The 13000-nt window shown below is 51.6% G+C and carries 11 protein-coding genes and 1 pseudogene; 2 read left to right on the forward strand and 10 right to left on the reverse strand.

The window, feature by feature from the left end:
- Position 1 precedes the first annotated feature (1 nt).
- The 5 genes from ACR9EC_RS04000 to ACR9EC_RS04020 all read right to left on the reverse strand — a co-directional run bounded on the left by ACR9EC_RS04000 (position 2) and on the right by ACR9EC_RS04020 (position 3171).
- Positions 2–379: an OB-fold nucleic acid binding domain-containing protein gene (locus ACR9EC_RS04000; protein WP_435300217.1), complete on the reverse strand. Its 378-nt coding sequence runs from the start codon at positions 377–379 to the stop codon at positions 2–4.
- An 8-nt stretch (positions 380–387) separates the two neighbouring features.
- The gene (locus tag ACR9EC_RS04005) at positions 388–1095 is read right to left on the reverse strand and encodes a DUF3710 domain-containing protein (RefSeq protein ID WP_435300218.1); all 708 of its coding nucleotides are present in this window, start codon (positions 1093–1095) and stop codon (positions 388–390) included.
- A gap of 122 nt (positions 1096–1217) precedes the next feature.
- Positions 1218–1676 carry a dUTP diphosphatase gene (dut, locus tag ACR9EC_RS04010; RefSeq protein WP_435300219.1) on the reverse strand — a complete coding sequence of 153 codons (459 nt, stop codon included), beginning with the start codon at positions 1674–1676 and terminating at the stop codon, positions 1218–1220.
- A 120-nt stretch (positions 1677–1796) separates the two neighbouring features.
- On the reverse strand, positions 1797–2093 hold the full coding sequence (locus ACR9EC_RS04015) for a DUF4193 domain-containing protein (RefSeq protein WP_435300220.1): 297 nt from the start codon (positions 2091–2093) through the stop codon (positions 1797–1799).
- Positions 2094–2313: 220 nt separating this feature from the next.
- Positions 2314–3171: an inositol monophosphatase family protein gene (locus ACR9EC_RS04020; RefSeq protein ID WP_435300221.1), complete on the reverse strand. Its 858-nt coding sequence runs from the start codon at positions 3169–3171 to the stop codon at positions 2314–2316.
- 122 nt (positions 3172–3293) lie between these two features.
- Between ACR9EC_RS04020 and sepH the strand changes: the two genes are divergently transcribed.
- Positions 3294–4505, forward strand: coding sequence for a septation protein SepH (gene sepH, locus ACR9EC_RS04025; RefSeq protein ID WP_435300222.1), 1212 nt, complete (start codon positions 3294–3296; stop codon positions 4503–4505).
- Positions 4506–4511: 6 nt separating this feature from the next.
- On the opposite strand, the gene ACR9EC_RS04030 is transcribed toward sepH, so the two are convergent.
- The 4 genes and pseudogenes from ACR9EC_RS04030 to ACR9EC_RS04045 all read right to left on the reverse strand — a co-directional run bounded on the left by ACR9EC_RS04030 (position 4512) and on the right by ACR9EC_RS04045 (position 9159).
- Positions 4512–5717 (reverse strand): alkaline phosphatase family protein, encoded by a 1206-nt coding sequence (locus ACR9EC_RS04030; RefSeq protein ID WP_435300223.1) that lies wholly within the window; start codon positions 5715–5717, stop codon positions 4512–4514.
- 11 nt (positions 5718–5728) lie between these two features.
- The gene (locus tag ACR9EC_RS04035) at positions 5729–6319 is read right to left on the reverse strand and encodes a DUF5998 family protein (protein WP_435300224.1); all 591 of its coding nucleotides are present in this window, start codon (positions 6317–6319) and stop codon (positions 5729–5731) included.
- Positions 6320–6402: 83 nt separating this feature from the next.
- Positions 6403–8045: pseudogene (locus ACR9EC_RS04040) on the reverse strand (acetate--CoA ligase family protein).
- Positions 8046–8055: 10 nt separating this feature from the next.
- A complete protein-coding gene (locus ACR9EC_RS04045) occupies positions 8056–9159 on the reverse strand; it encodes a GNAT family N-acetyltransferase (protein ID WP_435300225.1) in 1104 nt (367 codons plus the stop codon).
- Between the two features lie 213 nt (positions 9160–9372).
- Between ACR9EC_RS04045 and ACR9EC_RS04050 the strand changes: the two genes are divergently transcribed.
- Positions 9373–11856, forward strand: coding sequence for a DNA gyrase/topoisomerase IV subunit A (locus ACR9EC_RS04050; RefSeq protein ID WP_435300226.1), 2484 nt, complete (start codon positions 9373–9375; stop codon positions 11854–11856).
- A 78-nt stretch (positions 11857–11934) separates the two neighbouring features.
- Here the strand turns inward: ACR9EC_RS04050 and ACR9EC_RS04055 are convergent, their stop codons facing one another.
- Positions 11935–12984, reverse strand: a complete 1050-nt coding sequence (locus tag ACR9EC_RS04055) for a GNAT family N-acetyltransferase (protein ID WP_435300227.1) — start codon at positions 12982–12984, stop codon at positions 11935–11937.
- Positions 12985–13000 lie beyond the last annotated feature (16 nt).

A 13000-nucleotide genomic window follows, 5' to 3' on the forward strand; every position in this document is an offset into this window, starting at 1 on the left:
TTTATAGTTCTCCGGTCTTTGCCTTTAATTCGTACCTTGGGTTGTACATGACTGGTCGGCCGTCAACAATGGTGACAAGTCCGTTGACAGTCATTCTGGAACCGGGAATTATTCCTGAAATGCTTCTCCTCCCCAGCCAGACGAGGGCTAGGGCACCACTACCGTCATATAGTTCGACTTCAAGAACTTTTTTGTCGTGTTCTGGGTTGAATACTACTGACCGCACGATTCCGGTAAAGGTTCCGCGCGTACGGTCGTGAGCGTCTTCGATGAGTGTGGCAGCTTTTTGTTGTCGAGCAACGATACGTTCTTCTTCTGCTGCTACCTGTTCGGCTGATGCGATGAGTCGTTTAAAAAGTTGCCCTACGTTGCTGTTCACAACTGAGATTATCCGATCTCTGTGATTTCAGGGCCGCGTTGCAGCGGGTTGAGATCTGGAGTGTTTGGACGTGCCGGCTGTTGTGGCATGAGTTGTCCTGGCAGTGTCAAGGTGAGCAAGTCGCGTGGTGGGCGTGGCTCGTCGCCTCGCACAACAACAACGTTTGCGAAAATTTCTTCTAAGTCTTGTGCAGCGGCTTGTTCGAATGCTGCGCGTCCTGAGAACACTCCTCGTAGGAACCAGCGTGGGCCGTCCACTCCGACGAATCTAGCTGGTTGTATTGCTGGGGATCCGTCTTTGAGTTTTACCGGTAGTTTTGCGAGTAGTTCGCGTCCGTATCGGCCGGGGATGGTGTCTGCTTCGCCGCCTTGGGATTGGATGGATTGTGCAATTTCGTCGCGTATTTCGTCCCAGATGCCTAGGGTTTTAGGTGCGGCAAAGGCTTGCAACTGCAGTATGGAGCCGTTTAGTGCTAGGGCTACGCCTGTGACACGTTGTGTTTGGTTATCGACTTCCATGCGGAGTTCTGCGCCTTCTTTTCCAGGCAGCCAGAGTGCGCCTAGGTCAAGTCGGTCGCCACGATCGGATACGTCAGAAACGTCAAACGGCCCATAGGCTGGAGGAGTTTGTTCGTTGTCTAGAGACACGTTTCCCAGATCGTGTTCGCGAGTTTCTGACACATTCTCGGTTTTTTGCTCGCGCCTGAAGAACGCCACGTGGTACTCCTTTAGAAGTTTCGGGCGCTCGTTGGCGCCGCCTTACACATAAGACTAGCCGGTGTCGTAACCAAACTGTAATAGTTGTTGTGGCGCGATCACTCAAAGCGTAGTTACGCGATTTATTGCTTGCCCCAACCGCCAGAAGATCCAAAGCCGCCTTCGCCACGATCTGAGCCTGGTAACTTTTCGGCTTCGAAGAATTGTGCCCGAGCTACTCGTTGAATAACAAGTTGAGCGATTCTGTCGCCTTTATGCAGCGTCACGGGGGTTTTTGGGTCGCTGTTGTACAGCGTGACTTTTATTTCTCCGCGGTATCCAGCGTCTACTGTTCCTGGCGCGTTGACGATTGTCACGCCATGTTTTGCAGCTAGACCAGAGCGAGGATGCACGAATGCAGCGTAGCCGTTTGGTAACGCGATGGAGATTCCAGTTCGTACAAGTTTGCGTTCAAAGGGCGCTAACTCGATGTCTTCAATTGTCGACAAATCAGCGCCTGCGTCTCCTGAATGAGCGTACGTTGGCACTATTGCTGCTTCGTCGAGGAGCGTTATGAGGATTTCGGGTTCGTCGATGTTCACAAGGAACAACTGTAGCTGTAGAGCAGCTCAGCAAGCACCTTAGGGCGCGTCTAACGTGTGTGGGGGCTCAGCGCGCACTAAGCCCCACCGCCCGACGTCGTCGTTATTGTGTAAACGACATTACGCACATTCAGTGCACACCTGCTGGCCGTTCTTTTCGTAAGCAAGCTGTGAGCGGTGGTGTACTAAGAAGCACACACCACACGTAAACTCATCTGCCTGACGTGGAATTACTCGAACGGCGAGTTCTTCACCAGACAAGTCTGCGCCAGGCAGTTCATACCCCTCTGCTGCCTCAGTCTCGTCTTCGTCGACAACGCCAGAGCTCTTGTCTGAACGACGAGCCTTCAGCTCCTCAAGGGAGTCCTCGCTGATGTCTTCTTCATTTTTACGAGGGGCATCGTAGTCAGTTGCCATTTTGCGGAATCACACTCCGTTGCGATCGTTTTGTGCCCATTTTTTAGGGCAATATGTCGGGAACTACATTCTTTATGGAAGGTTTTAGTCCAACCAAAATTCAAATAGTAGCGATGGGATTCTGCATCATATTTTCGCCGAGCGCACTAGCAACGCGAGGTGATTTACCGCACTTTGGTTGCGCACGCCTGAAAATACGCCAATTCTGCTGTAAGCGAATCTAGTCGAGTTCTCGATCAGCATGAGCAGAACGCAAAATCGCGGCGAGCTCACCGACCCGGTCAGCAGACCCTGCAAGAGTCATTGTCTTAGTTGGACGCCCCTCGTCAAGACCACACACAAGCGCCCCAGCTTCACCAGCAATAAGCGATCCTGCAGCCATATCCCAAGGACTTAACCCACGCTCAAAATACACATCTAACGTGCCGTCAGCAACACTACATAAATCAATAGCAGCAGAACCCATACGACGAATGTCACGAACCTGCGGCAACACTGCACACAACACATCCGCCTGCATTGCCCGAACCCGTTCGTCATACCCGAACCCAGTGCCAGCTAAACACGCACCTAAACTGTGTGGTCGATTAACACGAATAGGTTCACCATTCTTTAACGCGCCAAGCCCCTTCCCAGCGACCCACCGTGTGCCGTCTGGTACACGAATCACACAGCCTGCCAGTTGAGTCCACTGCGTAGGGTTCGGCTCCCCCTGCACTACCGCTATAGACACGGAATATGCGGGAAGCCCGTAAAGATAGTTCACAGTTCCGTCGATAGGATCAATCACCCAGGTCAAACCTGACCGTGACGTAACGGCTTCGCTTTCTTCACCCAAAAATCCGTCATCTGGGCGTACATCAGCAAGACGCGCACGCAAAAGAGACTCAACGTCCTTGTCCATCTGTGTCACCACATCGGTAGGAGTCGATTTAGTTTCCAACACTGCGGCCTTAACCGGCTTATGCGAGAGGATGAAATCTCGGGCTTCTTCGGCCAGCAACTCACATATCTTCGCGAGTTCTGATACTAGTTCAAGTGGTGCCCTTGTACCTGGCTGGGGATTGTATGGTCGCATCCCTCAAGTGTGCCCTAATCCCCACCTACCCTCATGCGGGCACGCGGCACACCGAGCGGATTTCCACACGATAGGCGATTTTGAGGGGAAAATGAGGGTGTTGATCGTAAATGGAGGCGCACATGTCTAATCGATTCGCTGCCGACGCAAAGTTCGTCGGACTCAGTGAAGACGGCGAGCACCTCATCGTCGCGACCCCTGAAGGCACTCAGTACCGCTTACGCATTTCACCTATGCTGCGTGCGGCAGTACGCCTAGACCGCTCCGCTATGGAACATCATAAAAACGAACACGACAACGCCATGGCTCCTCGTGAAATTCAAGCACGCATACGTTCAGGAATGACGGCAGAAGAACTCGCCGACAAGTCCGGCATGCCACTTGAACATATTCAACGCTATGAACGCCCTGTCCTCGCCGAACGGTCTTTTATTGCAACAACAGCACAAAAAGTCACGTTAACTTCCGAACCAGATTCACCGACTCTCGGCAACATCGTGACAGACCGTCTAAGCGCACGTGACGTCAACGTTCTTGAATTACAGTGGGATGCTTTTAAAAGCGATGGACACGGGTGGATAGTCACCGTTTCATTCAACCTTGAAGGCGACGAACGCGTTGCACGATGGTCATACCGGCAATCTGAACGTGCCGTTCATGCTTTAGACGAAGACGCACGGTGGTTATCTGAAACCCGCATCATGGAAGACTCCATTCCGCGCCGTCACTTATCTGCTGTACGCAACGCAGTGTTCGATTTTGAAGCTATGCCACAGTCCTCGTCAATTCCTGTGGTCGATTCAGACCAAAGCGAAACCGAAGCACTTATAGAGCGCCTCAATAAAGCTCGCGGTACACGCAAGCCGGTGTCGCACACCCAAGAATTAAATCAAGTTTCGAATGTTTCTGTGCCACCAGTTTCAGACAACATTTATCCTTTTACTGCACGATCCGGTGACTCACCGTCATCTCATCATAGTGATGTGATCTACGATGTACCTGCAACTCCAGCGGAGTCTTCCACACGCACAGTTGCTTCATCGCCGTCGCCTCATAGTGCGGTTTCTGCGACTTCCCCTGTTAAGTCTGCAAGCCATGCGGACACGTCTGACGAGCAAACTGTGCAGCGCCGCCCACATACAGGCACTCACCGCACAGTCCGCTCCCCTATTCAGCCCGAGGAGCCTTCACAATGGGCTCCACGTGAAGAACCAGCTAAAGATCTTTTTGGGGCGCCTACGCCCGAAAATCAAGCGCCTAAGAAGCCTCGTGCTCGAGGACGCAGCCCCATGCCCACATGGGACGAGATTTTATTTGGTGCAAAGTTTGATTAGGCTCCGCTAGATCACGTGAACAATACCCGGAATTTCTACTTCTTCTCGGGTCAACGATCCATGAACACCCTTTAGATTTAAGGCCATGCGCGACATCTGAGTGCTGTCCACCAGTGTCGCACGGTCAGCCATTATAGCGACAAAATCTCCTAGCCACTGATGCACGTGTGGCTGCATGTCGCCATACAGCTGTGATTCTATGAGCTCGTCTTTAGTCAGCAGCACTGCACACGTATCAAGTTTTTCACGCCATATGGGATAGGCAGTTCGAGCTGCTTGCGGTGAATTAAAATACACCTGCACACACCGTGGCTCACCGGCCAAGGCTCGGGTTCCTCGTGCCATCTGATAGTCATCTGCGATATCGATACGTTGCTTAAAATCAACGTTCACCATGCCATGATCAGCAGTAATAATCAGGGTAACGCCCGGTTTTAATTGTGCTGCTAGTTCTCTAGCGATCCGGTCCACAACTCGCAGTTCATTTCGCCACTGGGCAGATCCGACACCAAAAATGTGTCCCGCTTTATCTAATTCACTCCAGTACGCATATGTGAACCCTGGCTGTTGTGCCGCTTTCAGAGTTGCTCTAACTGTCTCTGCGCTCGTTTCTGCAGCAACATAGTGTGTGCCACGCAAAGCTGCCTGGGTGAGCCCCGAGCCATCAAAACGAGACAGACCAACAGATGTTACGCGTTGTCCTGCATGAGCGAGTTCTTCAAAAAGCACCGGGTGCTTTTGGACTTTGTCTGGTGGCCCGATATCTTTCCACGAAACAAAGTTACCTACGACACCAGTGTGAGGGCTGAGAGCGCTATAACCGATAAGTCCAGTGACCCCACCACCTTGCCCAGTACCAACTAACCCCATAGAGGTAGCCGTTGTGGACGGAAAACCAGACATAGCCATTGTGTGCGCCTCATTTAGTTCCGTTAAAAACGGCGCATCTTTAGCAAATTCGTTGAGGTTATGTACACCTAAACCATCAACTAAAAGCAGACACACATTAGTGGTTTCAGTTAAACCCCACTCCTGCTTAAAGTGAAGGTTTTTCCCCTCGGCGTGACCGGTGTGATCGCGGGGGCCACCATAGCCACCCAACGCATCGCATATCGCGGGGGTTAACGTTGCCAAACTTTTGGTGTCATACGTTGGAGTAACAAAACCAAACGACGCATACTGTGTGGCAACAGCGGCAGGAAAATTAGGCATGACGCTACGGTTCACCGTGTCTTATTTCCGGTATGGGCTGAAAGCGTACGAGCAAAAACAAGAGCATCTTTAACTGCGCTATTTCCTTCTGCTTCTGCACTGATTCGAATCATCACGTCATCACTTGTTAAAGCACCCGAATAACCGTGGTCTGCTTCGCAATTAGGATCTGGGCATACAGCCGGTTCAAGATCCATTCGGGAGACGGCTCCCCAACCGATCGCTAACGTAAGTTCCACGGGGAGTTGACCTGGCACAAATTGTTCTGGCGAAGCAACAGCGTGTGTCAAAACCACTGATTTAATTGCGCTCAATGCAACAGATTCCGTTGTTGCTGCTGCTCGAGATTCTGCCTGCCCCGTATGTGACTCTCCTGCGTGGTCATCAACGTGAGCCACGACGAGACGTGTAGAAGTCAACGCAAGCACTGTGACATGTCGGCGCACTTCAGCGGTTGCAAAGGTTGTTTCAACATGCACCAAATGGCCGATAACGGGTTCGTCTGCGAGCGCGATATCAAGAACACTTGAAACAAACTGTGGATAGTAGCCCGATCGTTCAAGGGATGAGGCAAGGGCGACTGTTTGATCGGAAAGTTGCACGGTTCTAGTCTACGTGGATGTGTTCGTAGTGGACACATTCGCGTGTGTGTGATCCTGTGTTGTTCTGTTTCTGAGTGGCTGGTTTATTGCGGCAGGGTTCTGCGTAGTCCGTCTTTTCGGCGTGCTGGTGATATTTCGAGGCTGGCGCTGATGACTGCGACTGTGTCGTCGGCGACGATCACTGGATAGAGTTCGAGTGCTTTGATTTCTGGGTGGTTGTCTGAGAGTAGTGAGATTCGGGCGATGAGTTCTTCAAGCTTTTCTACGTCTGCTGCTGGTAGACCTTTATAGCCGAAGAGTTTTGGGGCGGCTCCTACGCTGCGCACCATTGTGTGGATGTCGCCTTGAGTGAGTGGTGGGATGGCGTAGCTTACGTCGTCGAGTAGGTCTACGGCGTCTCCTGACAGTCCAAAGGAGACGACTGGACCGTAGAGTGGGTCTTCTTGGGATCGGATGACGCAGGCGACTCCTGTGGCGGCCATGGCTTGGATGTCAAATCCTATGGTGAGTACGTCTTGATCGGTTCCGAGGTGCCGCGATAGTTCGGTAACCATGTCGGAGAAGTCTTCGACGAGTTCCGTACTGTTTGCGATGTTGAGGCGCACTCCCCCCAAGTCTGCTCGGTGGCGTAGGGATTCGGCAGAGCTTTTAACACGACCGGGTATCCGAGTTCTGCTGCCATGTTTTGTGCTTGTTCGACGGTGTGGACTCTGTATGAGGGCCACAGGTCAATGCCGTAGGCCTTGAGTATGTGTGCGGTTTCTTCTTGTGGGGTGAGTCCTGCGCCGACTGTTGCGATGAGTGCGGCTGCTTTGTGCCGGTCGATGTCGTCGAAGTGGACGCGTTGTCCGTGGTCTTCGGCTAACCATTGTGCATAGCCGACCACATTTTTTAATGCTCGTATTGCGTCTTCTGGGGTGGAATATGCTGGCACGGAGAGTGGGCCGTGTGGGCCTTGTACGGTGAAGGGTTCGGTTACGCCGTGGAGGCCATATACGCTGGCGATGGTTGGTCGTTGGGTGTTGGCGGCCATGGTAGCTATCGTGTGCGCTAGTTCTTTGGGGAACTCTCCGATGGTGGGCACATAAGCGAGGATTACGATGTCGCAGGCGTGCGGACCGTATACGGCGTCTAGGACTTGTTGGGTGTCGTTCGGGTTGTCTAATGACCGTAAAACGTGGATGTGTTCTGTGACTTCGAGGAGTGCCGAGTGGGCTGCTTCTGCAGCGATAGCTGCTAATGCTTCAGAGTTAGCGATGATGCCGACACGTTTGCCTTGAGGTAGTGGCTGCGTTTCAAAGAATTGAAGTGTGTCGACGAGTTCGTGGGTGTTTTGGGCGCGGATAACTCCAGACTGCTTCAACATTTGGTCGAGGGTTTTGCGTGGTGCGTGGGTTGGCGAAACGGCGTGCCCACGTGGCACAACATATCCTGTTTGACCTGCGCTGACGGCCACTATTGGTTTAATACGTGAGAGTCTTCGGGCGATACGCGAAAATTTTCTCGGGTTTCCAATCGACTCGAGGTACATGCCAACAGATGTTGAGCTTGTGTCTTCTTGCCAAAATTGCATGAGGTCGTTGCCAGAGATATCGGCTCGATTGCCAGAGGCAAGGAAGTTAGACACTCCAAGTTGTCGCCGTGTGACTGTTGACAAGAGTGTTACGGCGATTGCAGACGACTGGCAGAACAGTCCGATTCCGCCGTGTGGGGGCCGTTGTGGCACGAGTGACGCATTAAAGGGGTGCTGTGCTGTGTTTGAAAATAGCCCGTAAGCTTGCTGGACCAATAATTCTGATGCCAGCGGAGTGAGCCACGCGGATAACTTCGCGTTGTAACGCTAAACCTAATGTGCCGTTCTCTGCGAAACCTCCGGTAAGTAGCACCGCTGCGTGAACACCTAGCGGGGCAAGTTCCATTAACACCTGTGCGACTGCACTGTCGGGGATCGTTAAAACGGCAAGGTCAAATGATTGCCCTGTCGCTATTAAGTCTTCTAACGATGGGTAGTGGACAAAGTTGTCTGCTTGCTCTCCGCGGTCTTGGGCTTCACGAATAAACCCTGGCGGTAATCCAACAACATGCAGTTTTTCATCGCCTTTCACCCCGATCCCTGATGCGAGTGCGCCTGTGGCGAGCCTTATTTCTTCAGGGGTGGGTTCGTCGGTAAGCGAGCCAATCAACAATATTTTGTTAGGCGCATACAAGCGCTGCATAGAGCGGGCTTCTGCACGATATTCGCGTTGCGCCATAACATGCACTGATTGTTCAGTCGGGTCTAAATCAACGGTGACTGTAACGATGCCGTCATCAACGGTTTGGGCTTGCTGATATCCCGCCTCTTTAAAAACAGACAGCATTTTCCCGTTTTGCGGTAAAACTTCTGCATAAAACTTTCTGACTCCTACTTCACGCGCAGCAGCTGCAACGTGCTCTAACAGCACGGAACCTAAGCCTCGCCCTTGCAAGGTGTCGGAAATATTGAATGCAACTTCGGCTTCGTCAGGAGCAATGCGATCAAAACGCGCCACACCAACAATCGCTTCTGCAGCATGATGCCGTGTAAGCGTAGCGATAAGAGCGACGCGGTCGGTGTTATCTGTTTCGGTGAAACGTGACAGGTCTTTTTCAGATAAGCGTTCCATCGCAGAGAAAAACCGAAAATAAATAGACCGCTCTGACTGCGCTACATGAAAAGCTTGTAACGCGTCTTTGTCGCTGGGTCGTATGGGACGCACATGAACTGGAGTCCCATCACGCAACACCACATCCGCTTCCCAATGTTCTGGGTACGGCGCAGAATATGCAATATCATCTGATGACTGCTCTGTAGGCTGCATAACTCAAGGTTAATTGGATAAAGTTCCCACGAATAGATTTCCGCTTAAACACGCAACATGTCTTCAGGTTCCGCCGGTTATTGGCACACTTTTATGTGCCATGCCTGCGTCTGTCAGCCGATCCAAGTAAGATGACCACGGTTCACCCCCTGAGTACTACGCGACCATTACACTAAATGCATATCCGGTATTCCGATAGGAGCTACTTCGTTCATGGCACGTAAGCCTTCTCAACCCACCGTTGATGCTGAGGATTTCACTGAAAATATCGTCGACATTGACGTTACTGCCGAGATGGAATCATCGTTCCTAGAATATGCCTACTCGGTTATTTATGCCCGTGCCCTCCCCGACGCACGTGACGGTCTAAAACCTGTTCAACGCCGCATCCTCTACATGATGGCAGATATGGGTTTGCGTCCCGATCGAGGACACGTCAAATGTTCTCGTGTTGTTGGTGAGGTTATGGGAAAACTGCACCCGCACGGTGATGGCGCCATCTACGACGCACTCGTGCGTATGGCCCAACCTTTTAGTCTGCGCTTACCTCTTGTCGATGGGCATGGAAACTTTGGTTCCCTAGATGATGGTCCAGCAGCTCCGCGATACACCGAAGCGCGTCTCGCTACCTCCGCAATAGCTATGACCGCAGATCTAGATGAGGATGTTGTCGACTTCGTCCCCAACTACGACAACAAACTCAACCAGCCAGAAGTGCTTCCTGCAGCGATACCCAACCTTTTGGTGAACGGCGCTTCAGGTATCGCCGTCGGCATGGCAACAAACTTAGCACCGCACAACCTTGTTGAAGTCATTGCCGCAGCACGGCATTTACTTAAACACCCCAACGCATCACTCGACGAACTTATTCGCTTTGTGCCAGGCCCTGACCTGCCCACGGGCGGAAAAATTGTTGGTTTAGAAGGCATTAGAGACGCCTACAAGACAGGACGTGGCTCTTTCAAAACACGTGCAACCGCACGTATTGAAAACATCACTCCTCGACGAAAAGGCATCGTCATTACCGAATTGCCTTACCTTGTTGGGCCAGAAAAAATCATCGAAAAAATCAAAGACGGTGTACAAAACAAAAAACTTTCAGGAATCACTGCCGTCACGGATCTCACTGACCGCGCAAACGGCCTCAAACTTGTTATAGAAGTGAAAACAGGTTTCAACCCTGAAGCCGTTTTAGAGACCCTCTACAAGCACACCCCACTCGAAGACTCTTTCGGCATAAACAACGTTGCGCTGGTGAACGGGCAACCTAAAACGTTGGGCTTAAAAGAGATGCTCAGCGTGTGGGTTGACCACCGCATCACTGTAGTGAGACGACGCAGTGCCTTCCGGCTACGTAAACGCGAAGAGCGCAAGCACCTCGTAGAAGGCCTATTGCTGGCCATTGTCGACATAGACGAAGTCATTCAAGTTATACGCTCGTCTGAAGACTCAGAAACAGCACGTGCTCGACTCATGCAGGTCTTTGACCTGACTCAAGTACAAGCCGAATACATACTTGAACTTCGCCTTCGTCGTCTTACTAAATTCTCACGACTAGAACTAGAAAAAGAAAACGAACAACTCGCATTAGAGATCGCCGAACTTCAAGAAATCTTGGCGAACGAGTCAATCTTGAAAAAACTAGTTGGCACGGAAATGGCCCGCGTTGCCAAAACATATGGCACCCCACGACGCACCGTTTTGCTTGATTCTGCGGGTAGTCATGCCACTTCTTCTGCTCTGAGCGCTTCTACACCTACAAGCGCTCAATCGACTAGTGCCGCTACCCCACTTGAAATCCAAGATACGCCTTGCTGGGTCATGCTCACCACAACAGGTTTAATTGCCCGCAGCGACGACGAAACACAGCCGGTTAAAGACGAGTCTCGTCATGCGCACGATGTGCTGCGTTCCATCCTGCCTAGTTCTGCTCGGGCCGACATTGGAGTTATCACCAATAGGGGCCGCCTCATCAAAGTTTCAGTCCTTGAGCTTCCTTCCATTCCCCCAACTCAAGGCACCCCCTCACTGTCAGGTGGAGTGCCTGTTACTGAACTGGTAACACTCGAAAAGGATGAAACTGTTGTCGGGTTAGCTTCCTTAACGGCAGACGCAGCACCGCTCACTCTCGGAACACGCCTTGGTGTTGTAAAACGTGTCATGCAAGGAGACTTTGCCAAATCTGACGAGTGGGAAGTCATTAACCTCAAAGACGGCGACGAAGTTGTTGGTGTGTCGTCATCACAAGACGGCGACGACCTCATCTTCCTTACTTCAGATGCATCACTGCTTCGTTTTGCCGCACAAAGTGTGCGCCCACAAGGACGCGCAGCTGGCGGTATGGCTGGAATTAAATTGAGCGCCGGCAGCCACGTCATTTTCTTTAACGTGGTCCGCTCTGATGCAGATGCCGTCGTCGTATCTGTGGCAGGTAACGCATCCACGTTGAGTGGAACAGATTCAGGCTCAGCAAAGGTATCGCCTTTGGATGTCTTCCCATCAAAGGGGCGTGCAACAGGTGGTGTACGAGCCCAACGGTTCTTGAAGGGCGAAGACCTGTTGACCCACGGATGGGTTGGTGTGGGGCCTGCTCATGCGTGTTCTCTAGCAGGACAGCCTGTACCGCTGCCAGAACTCGATGTTCGTCGTGATGGATCAGGATCCGCGTTAACTACGCCGATCGGCTGGATCGGATAACCTCACACGGCAGCGAGGGCCACCACGAATATGATCGTGGTGGCCCTCGCAGGTTCTTGCCTTGGTCAATTACAAAGTTTAAAACTCAAGACTAAACATGCGTGAACTTGTCGATTCTTCAAATCCTAGATTCGTGTACATGCCAAAAGCACCTGAAGGATTCTCAGAGTCCACATCCAATTCAGCATATTCGATGTTGTCTTCCTGCAGCTTACGCATGACAGCGGTAATAAGCGCTAACGCGATTTTTTGGCCACGATAGTCGCGTCGCACTCCAAGCGTTTCTATATAGCCGCTTGTATGACCCGAGTTTTCCCAGTCTTGCTCATATTTACTCGTCAGTACATAACCTGCAACGACCGGCTCCTCAGCATTCAACGAGACCACATGGTCAAGCACAACGAAGCTCCACTCAGGCATAAGCATTGATCGGCCTTGCACCCACGATTCCATCGTTTGAGGTTGAGATCCCCAATGGTCGCGGAAAGCATCGTTGTGAGCGAGCCGTACAGCGTTATCTAACGCAAAATTAAACGGAATAAGCGTCAAATGTTCGGCTAGAGTCACGTTGTGCACGTCATGGGACAGGTCTCGCTTTAAAGACTTATAAAACCGGCGCGCTTTATAGCCTGCTTCTTCAAACAAGTGCCAGTGTTGCCGAGCGTTATCTTCTAGATAAGTTGCGATACGACCTGGCAACGATGAACCAGACTCACGAAGCATGTTCTTGCCTCGAGCAGTCAACCATGTCACTAACGCATGTCCTATGCCAACTTCACGAGCCTCAGGATGCACTCCGCCATCAAGGAAAACCCTTGTTAAAGTTTCGTCGCCAGGCAGAATCTGCAAAACGCCAAAAGCAAGAAATTTGCCATGCGCGTCAATGGCAACAAGTGAATCCGTGTCGAAGTGCTTCCACTCCCCGTCGAACAATTCTTGTGTCTCTTCAAGCGAAGTGCGATAAGGCTTATCGTCGGCTTCTTCAATTGTGACAATAAGTTCAAACAATTGTGCAGCGTCAGAGGGTCGTAAAGGTCGCCACACTAAACCCAAATCTGTGGGTAGTTGCGGCAGCTCTTGTTCATCTATACGTTGCGAGAGGGGCTTTAAAGTATCTGGAGGCTCCATAATTCCACTCTAAACA

It is taken from the genome of Timonella sp. A28 (assembly GCF_051200815.1).
In the GTDB taxonomy this organism is placed as follows: Bacteria; Actinomycetota; Actinomycetes; order Actinomycetales; family Cellulomonadaceae; genus Timonella.

What these genes read in the sequence shown, in the direction of transcription:
- ACR9EC_RS04050 (WP_435300226.1), top strand. Translation starts at nt 9,373, where the DNA reads ATGGCACGTAAGCCTTCTCAACCCACCGTTGATGCTGAGGATTTCACT.
- ACR9EC_RS04030 (WP_435300223.1), bottom strand. Translation starts at nt 5,717, where the DNA reads ATGCCTAATTTTCCTGCCGCTGTTGCCACACAGTATGCGTCGTTTGGT.
- ACR9EC_RS04015 (WP_435300220.1), bottom strand. Translation starts at nt 2,093, where the DNA reads ATGGCAACTGACTACGATGCCCCTCGTAAAAATGAAGAAGACATCAGC.
- ACR9EC_RS04055 (WP_435300227.1), bottom strand. Translation starts at nt 12,984, where the DNA reads ATGGAGCCTCCAGATACTTTAAAGCCCCTCTCGCAACGTATAGATGAA.
- ACR9EC_RS04020 (WP_435300221.1), bottom strand. Translation starts at nt 3,171, where the DNA reads ATGCGACCATACAATCCCCAGCCAGGTACAAGGGCACCACTTGAACTA.
- ACR9EC_RS04045 (WP_435300225.1), bottom strand. Translation starts at nt 9,159, where the DNA reads ATGCAGCCTACAGAGCAGTCATCAGATGATATTGCATATTCTGCGCCG.
- sepH (WP_435300222.1), top strand. Translation starts at nt 3,294, where the DNA reads ATGTCTAATCGATTCGCTGCCGACGCAAAGTTCGTCGGACTCAGTGAA.